The organism is Pseudomonas sp. S2_F07, assembly GCF_054668325.1.
This window is the reverse complement of record NZ_CP162758.1, coordinates 4,778,137-4,796,800: the sequence shown is the minus strand read 5'-3', so window position 1 is coordinate 4,796,800 and position 18,664 is coordinate 4,778,137. Positions and strand designations below refer to the sequence as shown.

15 protein-coding genes are annotated in these 18,664 nt (G+C 59.8%); 6 read left to right on the top strand and 9 right to left on the bottom strand.

From position 1 onward, the window contains the following. Window positions 1-137 precede the first annotated feature (137 nt). The 3 genes from AB4O40_RS21670 to AB4O40_RS21660 are packed head-to-tail and all read left to right on the top strand — an operon-like array spanning window position 138 to window position 2,001. A complete protein-coding gene (locus AB4O40_RS21670) occupies window positions 138-512 on the top strand; it encodes a septal ring lytic transglycosylase RlpA family protein (protein WP_223542495.1) in 375 nt (124 codons plus the stop codon). Between the two features lie 50 nt (window positions 513-562). After that, entirely contained in the window at window positions 563-1,624 is a 1,062-nt protein-coding gene (locus AB4O40_RS21665; protein WP_223542496.1) for a calcium/sodium antiporter, read from the top strand. Further along, complete coding sequence (locus AB4O40_RS21660; RefSeq protein ID WP_046040018.1) at window positions 1,621-2,001, top strand: carboxymuconolactone decarboxylase family protein; 381 nt, start codon at window positions 1,621-1,623, stop codon at window positions 1,999-2,001. Before AB4O40_RS21665 ends, AB4O40_RS21660 begins: the two co-directional genes overlap by 4 nt. 100 nt (window positions 2,002-2,101) lie before the next feature. Here the strand turns inward: AB4O40_RS21660 and AB4O40_RS21655 are convergent, their stop codons facing one another. The 9 genes from AB4O40_RS21655 to AB4O40_RS21615 all read right to left on the bottom strand — a co-directional run bounded on the left by AB4O40_RS21655 (window position 2,102) and on the right by AB4O40_RS21615 (window position 13,637). Beyond that, a complete protein-coding gene (locus tag AB4O40_RS21655; RefSeq protein ID WP_460053443.1) occupies window positions 2,102-3,043 on the bottom strand; it encodes an AEC family transporter in 942 nt (313 codons plus the stop codon). A gap of 185 nt (window positions 3,044-3,228) precedes the next feature. Next, window positions 3,229-4,782: a galactarate dehydratase gene (garD, locus tag AB4O40_RS21650; RefSeq protein WP_056728321.1), complete on the bottom strand. Its 1,554-nt coding sequence runs from the start codon at window positions 4,780-4,782 to the stop codon at window positions 3,229-3,231. An 11-nt stretch (window positions 4,783-4,793) separates the two neighbouring features. Next, window positions 4,794-6,161, bottom strand: coding sequence for an MFS transporter (locus AB4O40_RS21645; RefSeq protein WP_409078300.1), 1,368 nt, complete (start codon window positions 6,159-6,161; stop codon window positions 4,794-4,796). Window positions 6,162-6,307: 146 nt separating this feature from the next. Beyond that, window positions 6,308-7,753: an aldehyde dehydrogenase family protein gene (locus AB4O40_RS21640; RefSeq protein WP_460154597.1), complete on the bottom strand. Its 1,446-nt coding sequence runs from the start codon at window positions 7,751-7,753 to the stop codon at window positions 6,308-6,310. A 61-nt stretch (window positions 7,754-7,814) separates the two neighbouring features. Then, the gene (kdgD, locus tag AB4O40_RS21635; RefSeq protein WP_056728312.1) at window positions 7,815-8,726 is read right to left on the bottom strand and encodes a 5-dehydro-4-deoxyglucarate dehydratase; all 912 of its coding nucleotides are present in this window, start codon (window positions 8,724-8,726) and stop codon (window positions 7,815-7,817) included. A 349-nt stretch (window positions 8,727-9,075) separates the two neighbouring features. Then, complete coding sequence (locus AB4O40_RS21630) at window positions 9,076-9,825, bottom strand: FadR/GntR family transcriptional regulator (protein ID WP_177336501.1); 750 nt, start codon at window positions 9,823-9,825, stop codon at window positions 9,076-9,078. A 171-nt stretch (window positions 9,826-9,996) separates the two neighbouring features. After that, the gene (locus tag AB4O40_RS21625) at window positions 9,997-11,724 is read right to left on the bottom strand and encodes an ABC transporter ATP-binding protein/permease (RefSeq protein ID WP_460053444.1); all 1,728 of its coding nucleotides are present in this window, start codon (window positions 11,722-11,724) and stop codon (window positions 9,997-9,999) included. 97 nt (window positions 11,725-11,821) lie between these two features. Further along, the gene (locus AB4O40_RS21620; RefSeq protein ID WP_007973041.1) at window positions 11,822-12,382 is read right to left on the bottom strand and encodes a response regulator transcription factor; all 561 of its coding nucleotides are present in this window, start codon (window positions 12,380-12,382) and stop codon (window positions 11,822-11,824) included. Beyond that, the gene (locus AB4O40_RS21615) at window positions 12,375-13,637 is read right to left on the bottom strand and encodes an ATP-binding protein (RefSeq protein ID WP_056728304.1); all 1,263 of its coding nucleotides are present in this window, start codon (window positions 13,635-13,637) and stop codon (window positions 12,375-12,377) included. The genes AB4O40_RS21620 and AB4O40_RS21615 overlap by 8 nt, the downstream gene beginning before the upstream one ends. A gap of 318 nt (window positions 13,638-13,955) precedes the next feature. On the opposite strand from AB4O40_RS21615, the gene AB4O40_RS21610 reads away from it, so the two are divergent. The 3 genes from AB4O40_RS21610 to AB4O40_RS21600 all read left to right on the top strand — a co-directional run bounded on the left by AB4O40_RS21610 (window position 13,956) and on the right by AB4O40_RS21600 (window position 18,648). Then, window positions 13,956-14,672 (top strand): SIMPL domain-containing protein, encoded by a 717-nt coding sequence (locus AB4O40_RS21610; protein WP_056728302.1) that lies wholly within the window; start codon window positions 13,956-13,958, stop codon window positions 14,670-14,672. A 446-nt stretch (window positions 14,673-15,118) separates the two neighbouring features. Then, on the top strand, window positions 15,119-16,744 hold the full coding sequence (locus AB4O40_RS21605; RefSeq protein ID WP_056728300.1) for an ABC transporter substrate-binding protein: 1,626 nt from the start codon (window positions 15,119-15,121) through the stop codon (window positions 16,742-16,744). A gap of 302 nt (window positions 16,745-17,046) precedes the next feature. Next, entirely contained in the window at window positions 17,047-18,648 is a 1,602-nt protein-coding gene (locus AB4O40_RS21600) for an ABC transporter substrate-binding protein (RefSeq protein WP_056728299.1), read from the top strand. The last annotated feature ends 16 nt before the right edge of the window (window positions 18,649-18,664 follow it).

The following is an 18,664-nucleotide window of genomic DNA, read 5'->3' as shown; positions in this document are numbered from 1 at the left end:
CCAGCTCTAAAATCTGGCTCCATTCCCTGTGGGAGCGAGCTTGCTCGCGACAGCGGTCCGGCACTCAACGATGAGTTGATTGTCAGAACGCTATCGCGAGCAGGCTCGCTCCCACAATTGTTTCGGGAAAACCTTGAATGAAACGTCTATTCGGCGCCTGCGCCCTCCTCTCGCTCCTGGCCGGTTGCGCCAGCACCGACACCGTCGATCCGCATGGCTACGACAAAACCGGCGTGGCTTCGTACTACGGCGCCAAACACCAAGGCAAACGCACCGCCAACGGCGAGCGTTTCAACATGAATTCCATGACCGCCGCCCATCGCCAGCTACCCTTCGGTACACGGGTGAAGGTCACCAATCTGAATAACGACAAATCCTGCGTGGTACGCATCAATGATCGCGGGCCGCACACCCGTGGCCGCCTGATCGACCTGTCCCGGGAAGCCGCCGAGCGCCTGGGCATGCTGCGCAGCGGCACTGCGAAGGTTCGCGTGCAAGCCCTGGACGACTGACCGATGGAGCCCCGACCATTTTCGGACTAGCCGATTTACCCCTGATCAGTGTGATCGAATTGCTCAGCGGATTGTTCCTGCTGATTGTCGGCGCCGAATTGATGGTGCGCGCCGCCGTACGCATCGCCGCGCGGTTGCACGTACGACCGCTGATCATCGGCCTGACCATCGTCGCCCTCGGCAGCAGCGCGCCGCAAATGGCGGTCAGCCTGCAAGCGACCCTGGCGCACACTGCCGACATCGCCGTCGGCAGTGTGATCGGCAGCAGCATTTTCAACATCCTCGTCACCCTCGGGTTGTCCGCGCTGATCATTCCTTTGCGGGTTTCCCGGCAATTGGTACGCCTGGATATTCCGTTGATGATCGGCGCCAGCCTGCTGGTGTTCGTACTCGCCTGGAATGAAGAACTGTCCCGGGCCGACGGCGTGATGCTGCTGACGGCACTGGCGATTTACCTGGGCTTGTTGCTGCGCCAGTCACGGCATTCGGGACGGCCGGTATCGAGCCATGACCATCATGGGCAAGCGCCATGGCTGAGCAGCCTGCTGATGATCGTCGCCGGGCTGGCGATGCTGGTGTACGCCGGGCACTTGCTGCTGGGCGCGGCGGTTGCGGTGGCCACCGATCTTGGGTTGTCGGAGCGGATCATCGGCCTGACCATCGTCGCCGTCAGCACCTCACTGCCTGAACTGGCCACTTCGTTGATCGCGGCCATGCGCGGCGAGCGCGATATTGCCGTGGGCAACGTGATTGGCAGCAACCTGTTCAACCTCCTGGGTGTGCTCGGTTTTACCGCGCTGGTGGCACCGTCGCCGCTGTCGGTGTCGCCCAACGCCCTGGATTTCGACCTGCCGGTGATGCTCGGCGTCGCGGCGCTGTGCCTGCCGGTGTTCTACTCCGGCTACCGGGTGACCCGCGCCGAAGGCCTGCTGTTTCTGGGTTTGTACCTGGCGTATGGGCTACACGTGGTGTCGTTCACCACCGGTATGCCACTGGCCGGCAAGCTGGAACACTTGATGCTGTTTTTCGTCCTGCCGGCGCTGGTGGCGTTTTTGTTGTTCACGTCACTACGCGCCTGGCGTCGCCAACACCATAAGAAGGAAGCCCCATGACCGAGAATAAAAAACCCGGCGTTGAAGTCCGCCGCCAAGTGATGGGCGACGCCTTCGTCGACCGCGCACTGGGCAATGCCACCGAATTCACCCAGCCGCTGCAGGACTTCGTCAATGAACACGCCTGGGGCGGTGTGTGGAATCGCGAAGGCCTGCCACTGAAAACCCGCAGCCTGATCACCCTTGCCGCCCTGACTGCACTCAAGTGCCCGCAGGAATTGAAAGGTCACGTGCGCGGTGCGCTGAACAATGGCTGCACTGTGGATGAGATTCGCGAGGCGCTGCTGCATTGCGCGGTGTATGCCGGTGTGCCGGCGGCGATTGATGCGTTTCGGGCGGCGCAGGAAGTGATCGACAGTTACCAGAAGCCGGAATAATTTTATTGCTTTGAAAAGATCGCAGCCTGCGGCAGCTCCTACATTGGAATGCGTTTTCCTGTAGGAGCTGCCGCAGGCTGCGATCTTTTGACCCTTGCCTTTAAATCCACCCACCCCACTGCAAAAAGAAGATCCCGACATTGGTGGTGACCGCCGCCATCAGCGTGGTGATCACGATAATCGCCGCCGCCAACTCGTGATTGCCATCCGCCGCCCGGGCCATGACGAAACTGGCAGCGGCGGTCGGGCTGCCGAAGTACAGGAACAGAATCCCCAGTTCCGCCCCGCGAAAGCCCCACAACCATGCGCCCAGTGTCGCCAGTACCGGCAAACCGATCATCTTCACCAGGCTTGAACTCAGCGCCATGTTGCCGCTTTTGCGCAGCGCGGCCAGGGACAGCGTGCCGCCGATGCAGATCAGCGCCAGCGGCAAGGTCGTTTGCGCCAGATACTGGCCGGAGGTTTCCAGCCAGCCAGGCAAGCCAATCTTGAAATAGGCAAAGGGGGCAGCCACGATCACGCTGATGATCAGCGGATTGCTGAACACGCTTTTGCAGATACTCCACGAATCGGACTTGATCACCGGGCTGTACACCGCCAGCACGATGGTCGAGAGGGTGTTGTAGAACAGGATCACCAGCGCCGCGAGGATCGCCCCGAGGGAAATCCCGTAGTCGCCGTACATGCTTGCCGCCAGTGCCAGGCCGATGACCCCGTTGTTACCGCGAAACGCGCCCTGGGTGTAGATCCCCCGGTCTTCCCGCGGGCACTTCCAGATCGCCCAACCCCAGGCGATGGCAAAACACGCCAGGGTCGCGAGGGAGAAATAGATCAGCAGCGCCGGTTGCAGCGCCGCGTGCAGGTCGGCATGCAGGATGCCCAGAAACAACAACGCCGGCATGGTGACGTTGAACACCAGTGACGATGCGGTGTGGATGAAGTTGTCGTTGATCCAGTCGATGCGCTTGAGCAGCACCCCGAGAAACAGCATGGCAAACACCGGCGCGGTGATGTTCAGGGTTTCGAGGAAAATTGCCAGCATGCCGGGGGTAACCTTGGTGGGCGTCGTTAGGGGGCTAATGATAAGCCACTGAAGACTTCGGCGCCTGCTAGATCGCCTTCGCGAGCAAGCCCGCTCCCACATTTGATCAGTGTCGAAAACAAAATTTGTGCGCGACGACAATCCAGTGTGGGAGCGGGCTTGCTCGCGAAGCAGGCGACTCGGTCTTAAGTGATCGGCGCCGGGTTGAACAGGGTGATGTCGTTATGCAGCTTGTGCTTTTCAGCCCACGTCTGCTGCTTGCCGCTGGCCACGTCCAGGTAGTAGTGGAACAACTCCCAGCCAAGCTCCTCGATGGAGGCGCGTCCGGTAGCGATTCGGCCCGCGTCGATGTCGATCAGGTCCGGCCAGCGTTGTGCCAGTTCGGTCCGGGTCGAGACCTTCACCACCGGTGCCATGGCCAGCCCGTAAGGCGTGCCACGACCGGTGGTGAACACGTGCAGGTTCATCCCCGCCGCCAACTGCAAAGTCCCGCAAACAAAGTCGCTGGCCGGAGTCGCGCAGAAGATCAGGCCTTTGCGCTTGAAACGCTCGCCAGGGCCAAGCACGCCGTTGATCGCGCTGCTGCCGGACTTGACGATCGATCCCAGGGATTTCTCGACAATGTTCGACAACCCGCCCTTCTTGTTGCCTGGGGTGGTGTTGGCACTGCGATCCGCCTCGCCCTTGGCCAGGTAGCGGTCGTACCAGTCCATTTCCCGCACCAGTTCCTGGGCGACGTCCTGGTTTTCCGCCCGTGAGGTCAGTAAATAAATGGCATCACGTACTTCGGTGACTTCAGAAAACATCACCGTCGCACCGGCCCGCAGAAGCAGGTCCGAGGCATAACCGAGCGCCGGGTTGGCGGTGATGCCGGAGAACGCATCACTGCCACCGCATTGCATGCCCAGAATCAGTTCGGACGCCGGCACGGTTTCCCGGCGACGTTGATCGAGCTTCTTCAAGCGTGTCTCGGCCAGTTCCATGATCTGTTCGATCATTTCGGTGAAACCGTGACTGGAATCCTGCAAGCGGTATAACCAAGGCTCGCTGAGATCCACCGAGCTGTCGTTGTCGTGCATCACTTGCCCGGCCTGCAATTTCTCGCAGCCCAGGCTGATCACCAAGGCTTCGCCACCCAGGTTAGGGTTGCGCGCCAGATTGCGCACAGTGCGGATCGGGATGTACGCGTCAGTCGCGGTGATCGCCACGCCACAGCCATAGCTGTGGGTCAGCGCCACCACGTCATCGACGTGCGGGTACTTGGGCAGCAACTCATCCTTGATGCGCTTGACCGCATGATCGAGCACCCCGGTCACACACTGCACGGTGGTAGTGATGCCCAGAATGTTGCGCGTGCCGACGGTGCCGTCGGCGTTGCGATAACCCTCGAAGGTGAAACCTTCCAGCGGTGCCTGCGCGGCCGGCACATCGGTGGACAGCGGCAGGCTGTCCAGCGGTGGCGCGGTCGGCATGCGCAGTTGATCTTCCTTGACCCAACTGCCGCGGGGGATCGGCTGCAAGGCATAGCCAATGACCTGGCCATAACGAATCACCTGGCCACCCTCTGGAATGTCTTCCAGGGTGACCTTGTGGCTTTGTGGCACGAAGTCCACGGTGACCAAACCATCGGCAAACTCGGTGCCGGCCGGTACACCCTGATCATTGACCACGATCACTACGTTGTCCCGCTCGTGCAGGCGGATGTAGCGCGGCGAGTCGGAATGTTCAATCAACTGCATGACGCCGCTCCTCAGGAATGCGCTTGAGACAATTTGCCAGGGGCTTCAGTACCGTTCGCTGGTGGCTCTTTGAGCACCACGCGCTTGATCGGGCCCACGATCACCAGGTAGCTGAACACCGCGACCAATGCGTTGCAACCGACGAACACCAGCGCCCATTTGAACGAACCGGTGGAGCTGATGATGTAGCCGATCACGATCGGAGTGGTGATCGACGCAATGTTACCGAAGGTGTTGAACAGGCCACCGCTCAGGCCGGCGATCTGCTTCGGCGAGGTGTCGGACACCACCGCCCAGCCCAGTGCGCCCACGCCTTTGCCGAAGAACGCCAGGGCCATGAAGCCGACGACCATCCATTCTACGTCCACGTAGTTGCACGCCACGATGCTGCTGGAAACCAGCAGGCCAGCAATGATCGGTGCCTTGCGGGCGAAGGTCAGGGAATGGCCTTTGCGCAGAAGGTAATCGGAAATCACCCCGCCGAGCACACCACCGATGAAGCCGCAGATCGCCGGCAAGGACGCGATGAAACCGGCCTTGAGGATGGTCATGCCGCGCTCCTGCACCAGGTACACCGGGAACCAGGTCAGGAAGAAATAGGTAATGCCGTTGATGCAGTACTGGCCCAGGTACACGCCGAGCATCATGCGGTTGGTCAGCAATTGGCGGATGTAGTCCCACTTCGGACCGTCGGCCTTTTTGCCTTTGCCCTTGTCCTGGTCCATGTCGACCATGCCGCCGTTGTCGGCGATGTGCTTGAACTCAGCATCATTGATCATCGGGTGCTGGCGTGGGCTGTAGATCACTTTCAGCCAGATCCCGGAGAAGATGATGCCGATCACGCCCATGACGATGAACACGTGCTGCCAGCCGAAGCTGTAGACGATCCAGCCCATCAGCGGTGCGAACAACACGGTGGCAAAATACTGCGCCGAGTTGAAGATCGCCGAGGCGGTGCCGCGTTCAGCGGTCGGGAACCAGGCGGCCACAATGCGTGCGTTGCCGGGGAAGGATGGCGCTTCGGCCAGGCCCACCAAAAAGCGCAGCATGAACAGCGCGACCACGGCGGTGGACATGCCGAACTCGCCGACATACCCCTGCAGCACGGTGAACAGCGACCAGGTGAAGATGCTCAGTGCGTAGATTTTTTTCGAACCGAAACGGTCCAGCAGCCAGCCACCGGGGATTTGCCCGGCCACGTAGGCCCAACCGAATGCGGAGAAGATGTAGCCGAGGGTAACGGCGTCGATGCCGAGGTCTTTTTGCAGGCTGGAGCCGGCGATTGCGATGGTAGCCCGGTCGGCGTAGTTGATCGTGGTCACCAGAAACAGCATGAGCAGGATCAAATAGCGGACGTGAGTCGGCTTGGTCGATTGCATGTAGATGTACTCCCACTGATTATTTTTATGCGGGGTGAATCTTTGGTATTTCCCTGTAGGAGCTGCCGAGTGAAACGAGGTTGCGATCTTTTGATCTTCAAAAGCAAAGATCGCAGCCTTCAGCAGCTCCTACAGAGGTATTGCGTTTACGAACCGATGTAACTGGTCTTCACGACCGTGTAGAACTCTTGCGCATAGCGACCTTGCTCACGTGATCCATAGGATGAACCTTTACGCCCACCGAACGGAACGTGGTAATCCACACCGGCGGTCGGCAGGTTGACCATCACCATCCCGGCCTGGGAGTGGCGCTTGAAGTGGTTGGCGTACTTCAAGGACGTGGTAGCGATGCCCGCCGACAACCCGAACTCGGTGTCGTTGGCCATGGCCAGCGCGGCTTCGTAGTCGGCGACGCGGACGATGTTGGCTACCGGGCCGAAGATTTCTTCCTGGCTGATGCGCATCGAGGCTTCACTGTCGGCAAACAGGGTTGGCGCGAGGAAGTAACCCTCGGTGTCGCAGGTCACCAGAGCACCGCCGCTGACCAGACGCGCACCTTCGGACTGGCCGATGTCGATGTACTTCATGTCCTGTTCAAGCTGAGCCTGGGAAACCACCGGACCAATGTCGGTGCCGGCTTTCAGCGCATGGCCGACCTTGATCGACCTCATGCGCTCGGCCATGGCTTCGACAAACTGGTCGTGGATGCCAGCGGTGACGATAAAGCGGCTGGAAGCGGTGCAACGCTGGCCGGTGGAGTAGAACGCACTCTGTACCGACAGCTCGACCGCTTGCTTGAGGTCAGCGTCGTCGAGAATGATCTGCGGGTTCTTGCCGCCCATTTCCAGCTGGACCTTGGCCTGGCGCGATACGCAGCTGACGGCGATCTGACGACCGACACCCACGGAACCTGTGAAGCTGATGCCATCGACTTTCGGGCTGTGGACCAGTGCATCGCCAACCACACGACCGCTGCCCATCACCAGGTTGAACACACCGGCCGGGAAGCCTGCGCGGGAGATGATTTCAGCCAGGGCCCAGGCGCAACCCGGAACCAGGTCCGCGGGTTTCAGCACGACGCAGTTGCCGTAGGCCAGGGCCGGGGCGATTTTCCATGCCGGGATGGCGATCGGGAAGTTCCACGGGGTGATCAGACCGACCACGCCCAAGGCTTCGCGAGTGACTTCAACGTTGACGCCCGGACGCACCGACGGCAGGTAGTCGCCGGACAGGCGCAAGCACTCGCCGGCGAAGAACTTGAAGATGTTACCGGCGCGGGTCACTTCGCCGATGGCTTCAGGCAGGGTCTTGCCCTCTTCCCGGGCCAGCAGGGTGCCGAGTTCTTCGCGTCGGGCGAGGATTTCAGTACCGACTTTGTCCAGGGAGTCGTGACGCGCCTGAATGCCGGAAGTGGACCAGGCCGGGAACGCGGCACGGGCGGCGTCGATGGCGGCGTGGACTTGAGCCAGGTCAGCCTTGGCGTAGTCACCGATGGCGTCGCTCAGTTCGGACGGGTTGATGTTGGTCGAATAATCGCCACCGGCAACCCATTCGCCGTTGATGTAGTTATCGAAACGCTTTGAATCAGCCACTTGAAGATCTCCTCACGCAAAAGGCCGCTGATTGCTCAGCGGCCTTACTTAATCGGATGTATTACTGCGCGCCCTGCTTGTCGATCAGCGCGGCGAGCATTTCGTACTCTTCGCCGGTCAGGTCGGTCAGCGGTGCACGCACAGGACCTGCGTCGTAGCCGGCAATCTTTGCCCCGGCCTTGACGATGCTCACGGCATAACCGGCCTTGCGGTTACGGATGTCCAGGTACGGCAGGAAGAAGTCGTCGATGATCTTGCCGACGGTGGCGTGATCTTCACGAGCGATCGCGTGGTAGAAGTCCATCGCGGTTTTCGGGATGAAGTTGAACACCGCCGAGGAGTAGACCGGCACGCCCAGCGCCTTGTAGGCCGCGGCGTAGACTTCGGCGGTCGGCAAGCCACCCAGGTAGCTGAAGCGATCACCGAGGCGGCGACGGATCGACACCATCAACTCGATATCACCCAGGCCATCCTTGTAGCCGATCAGGTTCGGGCAGCGCTCGGCCAGACGTTCCAGCAGCGGTGCGTTCAGGCGGCAGACGTTACGGTTGTAGACCACCACGCCGATGTTGACCGATTTGCACACGGCTTCAACGTGGGCGGCAACGCCGTCCTGGCTGGCTTCGGTCAGGTAGTGCGGCAGCAGCAACAGGCCTTTGGCGCCCAGGCGCTCGGCTTCCTGTGCGTATTCGATGGCCTGGCGGGTCGAACCGCCCACGCCGGCCAGGATTGGCACGCTGGAGGCGCAAGTGTCGACGGCCGTCTTGATGATTTCCGAATATTCGCTGGCCGCCAGAGAGAAGAACTCACCGGTACCGCCCGCGGCGAACAGAGCCGAGGCGCCGTATGGGGCCAGCCATTCGAGACGTTTGATGTAACCCGCGCGATTGAAGTCGCCCTGAGCATTGAAATCGGTAACCGGGAAAGACAGCAGACCGGAAGAGAGGATGGACTTCAGTTCTTGTGGATTCATTATTCGAACACCCTGGATAACGACGTTGTGTGAGAAAACCGTTCAGCCCGCGCTGAAGTTGTAGGTCATCGTACAACTTAAAATACAACCGTCAACTGCATTTCATCGCTGGGGGTGAAAATTGTTCGACAATAATTCGTTGAAGTCCTGTTTTAGAGGGCTTCTTCAGGGGAGCGCAGGGAAGATCACACCTCGAAAAACAGGTGTTCAGGAGATACGTTGTCGGAAGATTGAAGCAGGAGATAAGTACAAAAGAGGCTGATCGAAGGTCTTGCGGGATGGCTTGCGGCCCCTTCGCGAGCAAGTCGAAGACGGCTTATCGGGCGCCCCATCACCAAAAGCAAAAAACCTAAACCCGCTGCGCCTCGGCCTCTTCATGGGCATGACGCAACCGCTCACGGCTGTTGGTCAGGTGCAAACGCATGGCGGCACGCGCCGCATCGGAATCCTGGCGGGCAATGGCGTCGTAGATTTCTTCGTGCTCACGGCTCAGGCGCCCCATGTAGTGCTGCTGGTCGTCATGGGCCAGGCGCGCGGAGTTCAGCCGTGTGCGCGGAATGATGCTGGTACCCAGGTGGGTCATGATGTCGGTGAAATAACGGTTGCCGGTGGACAGCGCGATTTCGAGGTGGAAGGCGAAGTCAGAGGCTACGGCGTCACTGGCGTGAGCGGCGCTTTCATTCAACGCGTCGAGGGCGGCGCGCATATTGGCTAACTGTTCCGGACTACGACGTTGCGCCGCCAATCCGGCGGACTCCACTTCCAGGCTGATGCGCAGTTCCAGGATCGCCAGCACATCTCGCAAGGTCACGACGGTCGCCGGGTCGATACGGAAACCGCTCGGGCTCGGTGTGTCGAGCACGAAGGTGCCGATACCGTGGCGGGTTTCCACCTGCCCTGCCGCCTGCAAACGGGAAATCGCCTCGCGCACCACCGTACGGCTGACACCATGGGCATCCATGATGGCTGACTCGGTGGGCAACTTGTCGCCACGCTTGAGATGACCGTCGCGGATCTGCTCGGACAGCACCGTCACCAGTTCCTGAGCGAGGCTGCGGCGCTTGCGTGGGAGACGTGGAGCGTCGTTCGGGTTTTCCATGGTGAACATCTGTCTCGAAAAAATCGGCGGCTGAAAGCGCATCATAGCGCAACGCGGTTGTACGATCACTACCACCCCTGTAGGAGCTGCCGCAGGCTGCGATCTTTTGACTTTGATTTTTCAAGATCAAAAGATCGCAGCCTGCGGCAGCTCCTACAGGATTTGTGGTGTTTATGCGGTCACGGCCTGGTCCACCAGATGGCCATTCTCGATACGAATGTGCCGCGGGTGGAAGCGTTTCAGGCTGCTGCGATGGCCCACGCTGACAATGCTCAGCCCCGGCAACTCGTCGATCAGCGCCTGATACAGCGTGGCCTCGTCTTCTTCGTCCATCGCCGAGGTGGCTTCGTCCATGTACAGCCATTGTGGTGCATAAAGCAGCGCACGGGCGAAGGCCAGGCGCTGCTGCTCCCCCGGTGACAACATGCGCTGCCAGTGATTGGCTTCGTCGAGACGGGCAATCAGGTGCGGCAGGCGGCAGGTTTCCAGCACCTGCGCGTAGCGTTCGTTCGGATAGGTATCGCCGGGCTGTGGATAACTGAGGACATCACGCAGGGTACCAATCGGCAAATACGGTTTTTGCGGCAGGAACAGGTAGCGCGCCGATGGCAGACGAATACTGCCGTGGCCGGTCGGCCACAGATGTCCCATCGCCCGCAGCAGCGTCGACTTGCCGCTGCCGGAACGACCGCTGAGCATCACACGCTCGCCCTCCTCCACGGTCATGTCGGCGTTGGACAGCAGGTGGCGACCGTCAGTCAGGTCGAGGCCGAGGTTGTGCACCTTCAGCACCGAGCCCGAATTCTGTACGTCGATGGCCGGCGCACGCTCTTCGTTATCACGCATGGCCTGGTGGAAGCTCAACAGACGATCGCAGGTGGCGCGCCAGGAAGCGAGGCTCTGGTAGGCACTGATAAACCAGCTGAAGCTTTCCTGCACGTTGCCGAACGCCGAGCTGATTTGCATCAGCTCGCCCAGTTCGATCTTGCCGGAAAGGTAACGCGGGGCGGCAACCATGAAAGGGAAGATAATGGCGGCCTGGCTGTAACCGGCGGTGAAGAACGTCAGGCGCTTGGACACTTTCATGATGTCCCAGAAGTTATGCCAGACCATCTCGAAGCGATCACTCAACCGACGATTCTCGTTCGGCTCGCCGTTGTACAACGCGATACTTTCGGCATTCTCGCGAATTCGCACCATTGAGAAACGCAGGTCGGCTTCGAAGCGTTGTTGCTGGTTGTTCAGGCCGATCAGGCGACGACCGATCAAATGCGTCAGCCAACTGCCGACCACCGCATAAACCAGCACGCACCAGAACATGTAGCCGGGAATGGTGATGCCGAATACTTCAATGCTGCCCGACACGCCCCACAGAATGATCGAGAACGACACCAGGCTGACGATATTGCGCAGCAGCCCGATACCCAGCTCAAGGGTGTTGGAGGTGAAGTTGTTGAGGTCTTCGGAAATCCGCTGGTCCGGGTTATCGGTGTAACCGCCCTGCTCCAGCTGGTAGTAATTCTTGTCGGCGAGCCAGCGTGCAAAGTGCTTTTCGGTGAGCCATGCCCGCCAGCGGATTGTCAGCATTTGCGTCAGGTACAGCCGGTACACCGCGCCGACGATCGCCACCGCCGCAATCGCGCAGAAGTACAGGATCAGTTGCCAGAACGCGGCCTCGTCCTTCTTTTGCAGGGCGTTGTAGAAGTCCTTGTACCAGGTGTTGAACCACACCGAGATCCCCACGCTGATCAGCGACAGCGCTATCACCGCGATCAGCAGCGTCCAGGCCTTGGCCTTCTCTTCACTGCGCCAGTAAGGCGTGATCATCGCCCACACTTTGCGAAAAAACTGCCCGCGCACGGCGTCGTTGACCGCGGAATACTCAGCGTTCTGATTCATGGATAAGGCTCGATAGAGAAAAGTACGCACACGAACCGATCATAGATGATCGGTCCGGTTTGTCGCGAGATACGGCCCGCATTCATTCAGCGCAGGTTCAGCGGCGAACGGGACGCTTCTGCAGTTTGCGCTGCAGGGTGCGGCGGTGCATGCCCAGGGCACGGGCCGTGGCGGAGATGTTGCCTTCGTGTTCGGTCAGCACGCGCTGGATGTGCTCCCACTGCAGGCGGTCCACGGACATCGGGTTTTCCGGCACCAGGCTGTCGAGGTCGGCGTGCTCGGACAGCAGCGCCGCCAGCACGTCGTCGGCGTCGGCCGGCTTGCACAGGTAGTTGCAGGCACCACGCTTGATCGCCTCGACGGCGGTGGCAATGCTCGAGTAACCGGTGAGGATCACCACGCGCATTTCCGGGTCCATTTCCAGCAACTTGGGCAGCAGTACCAGGCCGGAATCGCCGTCCATCTTCAGGTCCAGGGCGGCATAATCCGGCAGATCGGCCTTGGCCAGCTCCAGGCCTTCCTCGGCGGAACCGGCAGTGCTGACGCGAAAACCGCGGCGGGCCATGGCGCGGGCCATGACGCGGGTGAATGTGGCGTCGTCATCGACCAGCAACAAATGTGGCAGTTCTTCGCCTTCGACTTGGATCTCTTCACTCATGTTCGTTTCCTCGGGCGACACGGGGCAGGCGCAGCTCGGTGAGCGTGCCACCTTCCTCATGACTGTAGAGTTTCACTGAGCCGCCGGCGCGTGTCACGCTGGCCTTGCTCAAAAACAGGCCCAGGCCGAAGCCTTTGCCCTTGGTGGTAAAAAACGGTTTGCCGATTTGCTCGGCGATGGCCAGAGGCACGCCAGCGCCATGGTCACGAATGCTGATGGTCAGGTTTTCCCAATCCCAGTCCAGCGTCACTTGCAGCCCTTCGGGGCAGGCATCGGCAGCGTTGTTCAACAGATTCAACAAAGCCTGGGTCAGGTCCGGCGGCGGCGCCATGCGCGGGACCGGGCCCTGGCCGAGGCGCTGGAAGCGATAACTGGCTTCCGGGCGCATCAGGTGCCAGCGATTGAGGGCTTCATCGAGCCAATCGGTGACGTCCTGCATCTCCACCGCCAACCGGCGATTGGCCTCGGCGGCGCGCACCAGTTGCTGCAAGGTTTGCTTGCACAACTTGACCTGATCCTGCAGCACGCTCAGGTCGTCCTGCAACATCGGATCATGATGATCCTGACGCATTTCCTTGAGTAGCACACTCATGGTCGCCAGCGGCGTGCCCAGTTCATGGGCCGCGCCGGCGGCCTGGGTGGCGACGGCCAGCAGTTGCTGATCGCGCAGGCCTTCTTCGCGACGAATGGCGCGCAACTCTTCCTGGCGACGCAGTTCTTCGGCCATGCGCGCGGCGAAGAAGGTGATCACCGCAGCCGCGAGGGCAAAGCTCAACCACATCCCATAGACCTGCAGGTTTTCCCGAGCGATCGGGAAGGTTTGCAGCGGGTAGAACTGCGCCAGCAACAGCGTGTACATCGTCAGCGCAATACCCGACAGGATCACCGAATAACGCCATGGCAACGTTACCGCGGCAATGGTCAGCGGCACCAGGTAATAGGAGACGAAGGGGTTGGTCGAGCCACCGGAGAAATACAGCAGCGCACTGTGGATAAACAGGTCGCAGGCCAGTTGCACGGCGTATTCGAGCTCGGTCACCGGCCACGAAGTGCGCAGGCGAATGGCCGTGAACACGCACAGCAGCATTGAACATGCGAGCGTCGCAGCCAGTTGAAACCAGGGCAGTGGCAGCAATTCGAGCCAGTAGGCCAGGCCAACGGAACCGGCCTGGGCGGCCAGCACCAACGTGCGGATGAACGTCAGCCGCCAGAGGTTCTGGCGAGTGGCGGAAGTGATTTGAACGGGGGCGAGCATGAGCTCTCCTGATGAGCGCTCCAGGCGGATCGCAGGGAGTATAACCAAGCCCGGGGGCTGACAGGCAAAAGTGCGGCAAACGGCCACATGGCAGGAAGGCCTGCAGCGTCTATGAGGCCGCTTTCGCGAGCAAGCTCGCTCCCACATTGGAATGCGGTCAACTGTGGGAGCGAGCTTGCTCGCGATTGGCTGCGAAGCAGCCACCTGTGCACCATCTGTATAGAAGTTGTAACTGTGCGAACCGGAGCATAAAAGCTAGAGTCTGATGGTTTCACGCAGGCTTGGATCATACCCCTGCGCACCTTTCAAGGAGCCTTCATGCACACATTCCGCCGCAGCGCCGCCCTCCTCGCCCTGAGCGTTGGCACCGTCGCCAGCCTCCCGGCCCTGGCAGCCGACGAGCTTCATTACAACCAGATTTCCCTGCGCGCCGAAGTCAGTCAGGAAGTGGCCCGCGACCTGATGATCGTGACCCTCTACACCGAAGAACAGAACACCGACCCGGCCAAACTCGCCGCCGATGTCAGCACCACCATGAATAAGGCGCTGGCCCAGGCCAAGCAAGTCAAGAACATCACCCAGCGCCAGGGCAGTCGCAACAGCTACCCGATCTACGACACCAAGGGCCAGAAAATCACCGGCTGGCGCGAGCGTGCCGAATTGCGCCTGGAAAGCTCGGACTTCGCTGCGCTGTCGAAGCTGACCGGCGAACTGCTCACCGACCTGAAAATGGGCGGCATGGACTTCGCCATCGCCACCCCGACCCGCAAGGCCAGCGAAGACGCCCTGCTCAAGGATGCCGTGACCGCGTTCAAGGCCCGCGCCCAGCTTGCGACTGATGCTCTGGGCGGCAAGAGCTACAAAATCGTCAACCTGAACCTCAACAGCAACGGTTATCCACAGCCTTACATGCGCGCGCCAATGATGATGAAAGCCGCCGCCATGGACAGCGCACCGGTGACGCCGGATGTCGAGGCCGGTACCAGCCAGGTCAGCATGACCGCCGATGGCTCGATTGAAGTGCTGATGCCTTGAATCGATAGCCCGTAAACAAAAACGGCGATCATAAAAATGATCGCCGTTTTTTTTGGCAGTTTTCAGGCATGAGCTATAACTGGATAGGTCCACCCGAGAAAAGACGTCGATTGGCCACTATCGGTGCAACAATAACCACTCTTATTCACGCCATGCCCACCCCACAATCCGGGGTATGAATAAGTAACACCCCGCCCCACGCAGGAGCAACCCGAGTCAGGAACGCACTCTAAAAGTGCGTCATTTGCACCGTAAAAATGCTGCGCAAACGGTCAAATGCGTCAGCAATTATACAAATGCGACATTAAGGTACGTTCGTGCCACCGTTTAAGGCCTGTAGTCGCTCTGGATCTTGCATTGGGTATGGCCCCTGCATAAGTATCCGCAGGCACGACTCACGAGGTCGTCCTCTAATTCCAAAAATGACAACAAATCATGAGGCCACCATGCTTAAACACGCGGTCATTCCGTTCTTAGTTGGCGCAAGCTTGTTAGCCAGCGCACCGTTCGCCCAAGCAGCGACTAACCTGGTGTTCTGCTCCGAAGGGAGCCCGGCCGGTTTCGATCCAGGTCAATACACCACCGGAACCGACTTCGACGCCTCTGCAGAAACCATGTTCAACCGCCTGACGCAGTTCGAGCGCGGCGGCACCGCGGTAATTCCTGGACTGGCGACCAGCTGGGACGTCTCCGATGACGGCCTGACCTACACCTTCCACCTGCGTGAAGGCGTCAAGTTCCATACCACGCCGTACTTCAAGCCAACTCGTGAGTTCAACGCCGACGACGTGCTGTTCACCTTTAATCGCATGATTAACAAGGATGACCCGTTCCGCAAAGCGTACCCGACCGAATTCCCGTACTTCACTGACATGGGGATGGATACCAACATCACCAAGATCGATAAAGTCGACGACAAGACTGTCAAGTTCACCCTCAAGGACGTTGATGCCGCGTTCATCCAGAACATGGCCATGAGCTTCGCCTCGATCCAGTCCGCCGAGTACGCTGCCCAGCTGCTCAAGGAAGGCAAGGCCGCCGACATCAACCAGAAGCCGGTTGGTACTGGCCCGTTCGTGTTCAAGAGCTACCAGAAAGACTCCAACATCCGCTACACCGGGAACAAGGACTACTGGAAGCCTGACGACGTGAAGATCGACAACCTGATCTTCGCCATCACCACCGACCCATCGGTACGTATCCAGAAGCTGAAGAAGAACGAGTGCCAGGTCACCCTGTTCCCTCGTCCGGCCGACCTGAAGGCACTGCGCGAAGACAAGACCCTGAAGCTGCCTGACCAGGCTGGTTTCAACCTCGGTTACATCGCCTACAACGTGATGCCCAAGGTCAAGGGACAAACCGATGCGAACCCGCTGGCTGACCTGAAGGTACGCCAGGCAATGGACATGGCGGTCAACAAGCAACAGATCATCGACTCCGTGTACCAGGGCGCCGGCCAACTGGCCGTCAACGCCATGCCTCCAACCCAGTGGTCCTACGACACCACCATCAAGGATGCGCCGTACAACCCTGAGAAAGCCAAAGAGCTGCTCAAGGAAGCCGGCGTCAAAGAGGGCACCGAAATCGTTCTCTGGGCGATGCCGGTACAGCGTCCTTACAACCCGAACGCCAAGCTGATGGCAGAAATGCTGCAGTCCGACTGGTCCAAGATCGGCCTCAAGGTCAAGATCCAGAGCTACGAGTGGGGCGAGTACATCAAGCGCTCCAAAGGTGGCGAGAACCAGGCGATGCTGATTGGCTGGAGCGGTGACAATGGTGATCCGGACAACTGGCTGAACGTTCTGTTCGGCTGCGACTCGCTGGAAGGCAACAACTTCTCCAAATGGTGCGACAAGAAGTTTGACGACATCGTCAAGCAAGCCAAGCGCACTTCGGACCAAGGCAAACGCACCGAACTGTACAAACAGGCGCAACACGTCCTCAAGGATGCCGTGCCTATGACACCTATCGCTCACTCGACGGTGTTCCAACCCATGCGCGCCAACGTGCAGGACTTCAAGATCAGCCCATTTGGCTTGAACTCCTTCTACGGCGTCAGCGTCAGCAAATAAGATTTTGCAACGGCGACGTTCCTGACGTCGCCGTTGCTTTATCTTCCGAGAAAGCAGGAATTCGCCTACATCCTAATCCGCAGCTGACTACAGCATCGGGCGAGGACGCGTTGCCATTTCCTACGAGTCTTTAGGACTCTACGCATTTACTGCCGGACCCATGGCTCATACCGTCGGGATCTGACCAGTGCACGCGTGGGTCATCGGTTACTGCTGTGTGCATGGTTTGAAATCAGTGATGCCTCTACGTCCGCGCACGGGACGGCGGCTCATTGACAACATTTGAGAGAAAAGGAAGCGTTATGCGCCATACCCTGGTTTTATCCGCTTTGCTGGGCACCGGTCTGTTGGGCGCCACTTCCATCAGCCAGGCCGCCAACAACAGCCTAGTGTTCTGCTCCGAAGGCAGCCCCGCCGGTTTCGACACGGCGCAGTACACCACTGCGACTGACAACGACGCCGCCGAGCCGCTATACAACCGATTGGCAGAGTTTGAAAAAGGCGCGACCAACGTCGTACCGGGCCTGGCCACGAGCTGGGATATTTCCGAGGACGGCCTCAAATACACCTTCCACCTGCGCGAAGGGGTGAAGTTTCATACCACCAAATACTTCACGCCGACCCGGGACTTCAACGCCGATGACGTGTTGTTCACGTTCAATCGCATGCTCGACCCGCAACAACCTTTCCGTAAGGCTTATCCGACAGAGTTTCCGTACTTCAACGGCATGAGCCTGAACAAGAACATCGCCAAGGTCGAAAAGACCGGGCCGCTGACCGTGGTCTTTACGCTCAATAGCGTGGACGCCGCGTTCATCCAGAACATCGCCATGAGCTTCGCCGCCATCCTTTCGGCCGAATACGCCGACAAGCTGCTGGCCGAGGGCAAGCCGAGCGACATCAACCAGAAGCCGATCGGCACCGGGCCGTTCGTGTTCAAGAGCTACCAGAAAGACTCGAACATCCGTTACACCGGCAACCAGCATTACTGGGACCCGAGCCGGGTCAAGCTCGACAACCTGATTTTCGCCATCAACACCGACGCCTCGGTGCGCGTGCAGAAACTCAAGGCCGGCGAGTGCCAGATCACCTTGCATCCACGCCCTGCCGATGTAACCGCGCTGAAGAGCGACCCGGCCCTGCAACTGATCGAGAAGCCCGGCTTCAACCTCGGCTACATCGCCTACAACGTGCGCCACAAACCCTTCGACCAGCTCGAAGTGCGCCAGGCGCTGGACATGGCGGTGAACAAGCAAGGCATTCTCAATGCCGTCTACCAGGGCGCGGGGCAACTGGCGGTCAACGCCATGCCGCCAACCCAATGGTCCTACGACGACACGATCAAGGACGCCGCCTACAACCCGGAAAAAGCCAAGGAGCTGCTCAAGGCTGCTGGCGTCAAGGAAGGTACCGAGATCACCCTCTGGGCCATGCCGGTCCAGCGTCCGTACAACCCCAACGCCAAGTTGATGGCCGAGATGCTCCAGGCTGACTGGGCGAAGATCGGCCTCAAGGTCAAGATCGTCAGCTATGAGTGGGGCGAGTACATCAAGCGCACCAAGAATGGCGAGCACGACATCAGCCTGATCGGCTGGACCGGTGACAACGGTGATCCGGACAACTGGCTGGGCACGCTCTACAGCTGCGACGCCATTGGCGGCAACAACTACTCGATGTGGTGTGATCCGGCCTACGACAAGCTGATCAAGCAGGCCAAGGTCGTCACCGACCGTGAACAGCGCACCCTGCTCTACAAACAGGCGCAGCAGTACCTCAAGCAGCAGGTACCGATCACGCCGGTCGCCCACTCAACGGTCAACCAGCCGCTGAGCGCCAAAATCGAAGGGTTCAAGGTGAGCCCGTTCGGTCGCAATGTTTTCTCGGGTGTCAGCATCGAAAAATAACCGATTAGCCAGAAAT

Coding starts and splice junctions, on each gene's coding strand:
- AB4O40_RS21670 (WP_223542495.1), top strand. CDS start 138: ATGAAACGTCTATTCGGCGCCTGCGCCCTCCTCTCGCTCCTGGCCGGT.
- AB4O40_RS21660 (WP_046040018.1), top strand. CDS start 1,621: ATGACCGAGAATAAAAAACCCGGCGTTGAAGTCCGCCGCCAAGTGATG.
- AB4O40_RS21655 (WP_460053443.1), bottom strand. CDS start 3,043: ATGCTGGCAATTTTCCTCGAAACCCTGAACATCACCGCGCCGGTGTTT.
- garD (WP_056728321.1), bottom strand. CDS start 4,782: ATGCAGTTGATTGAACATTCCGACTCGCCGCGCTACATCCGCCTGCAC.
- AB4O40_RS21645 (WP_409078300.1), bottom strand. CDS start 6,161: ATGCAATCGACCAAGCCGACTCACGTCCGCTATTTGATCCTGCTCATG.
- kdgD (WP_056728312.1), bottom strand. CDS start 8,726: ATGAATCCACAAGAACTGAAGTCCATCCTCTCTTCCGGTCTGCTGTCT.
- AB4O40_RS21630 (WP_177336501.1), bottom strand. CDS start 9,825: ATGGAAAACCCGAACGACGCTCCACGTCTCCCACGCAAGCGCCGCAGC.
- AB4O40_RS21625 (WP_460053444.1), bottom strand. CDS start 11,724: ATGAATCAGAACGCTGAGTATTCCGCGGTCAACGACGCCGTGCGCGGG.
- AB4O40_RS21620 (WP_007973041.1), bottom strand. CDS start 12,382: ATGAGTGAAGAGATCCAAGTCGAAGGCGAAGAACTGCCACATTTGTTG.
- AB4O40_RS21615 (WP_056728304.1), bottom strand. CDS start 13,637: ATGCTCGCCCCCGTTCAAATCACTTCCGCCACTCGCCAGAACCTCTGG.
- AB4O40_RS21610 (WP_056728302.1), top strand. CDS start 13,956: ATGCACACATTCCGCCGCAGCGCCGCCCTCCTCGCCCTGAGCGTTGGC.
- AB4O40_RS21605 (WP_056728300.1), top strand. CDS start 15,119: ATGCTTAAACACGCGGTCATTCCGTTCTTAGTTGGCGCAAGCTTGTTA.
- AB4O40_RS21600 (WP_056728299.1), top strand. CDS start 17,047: ATGCGCCATACCCTGGTTTTATCCGCTTTGCTGGGCACCGGTCTGTTG.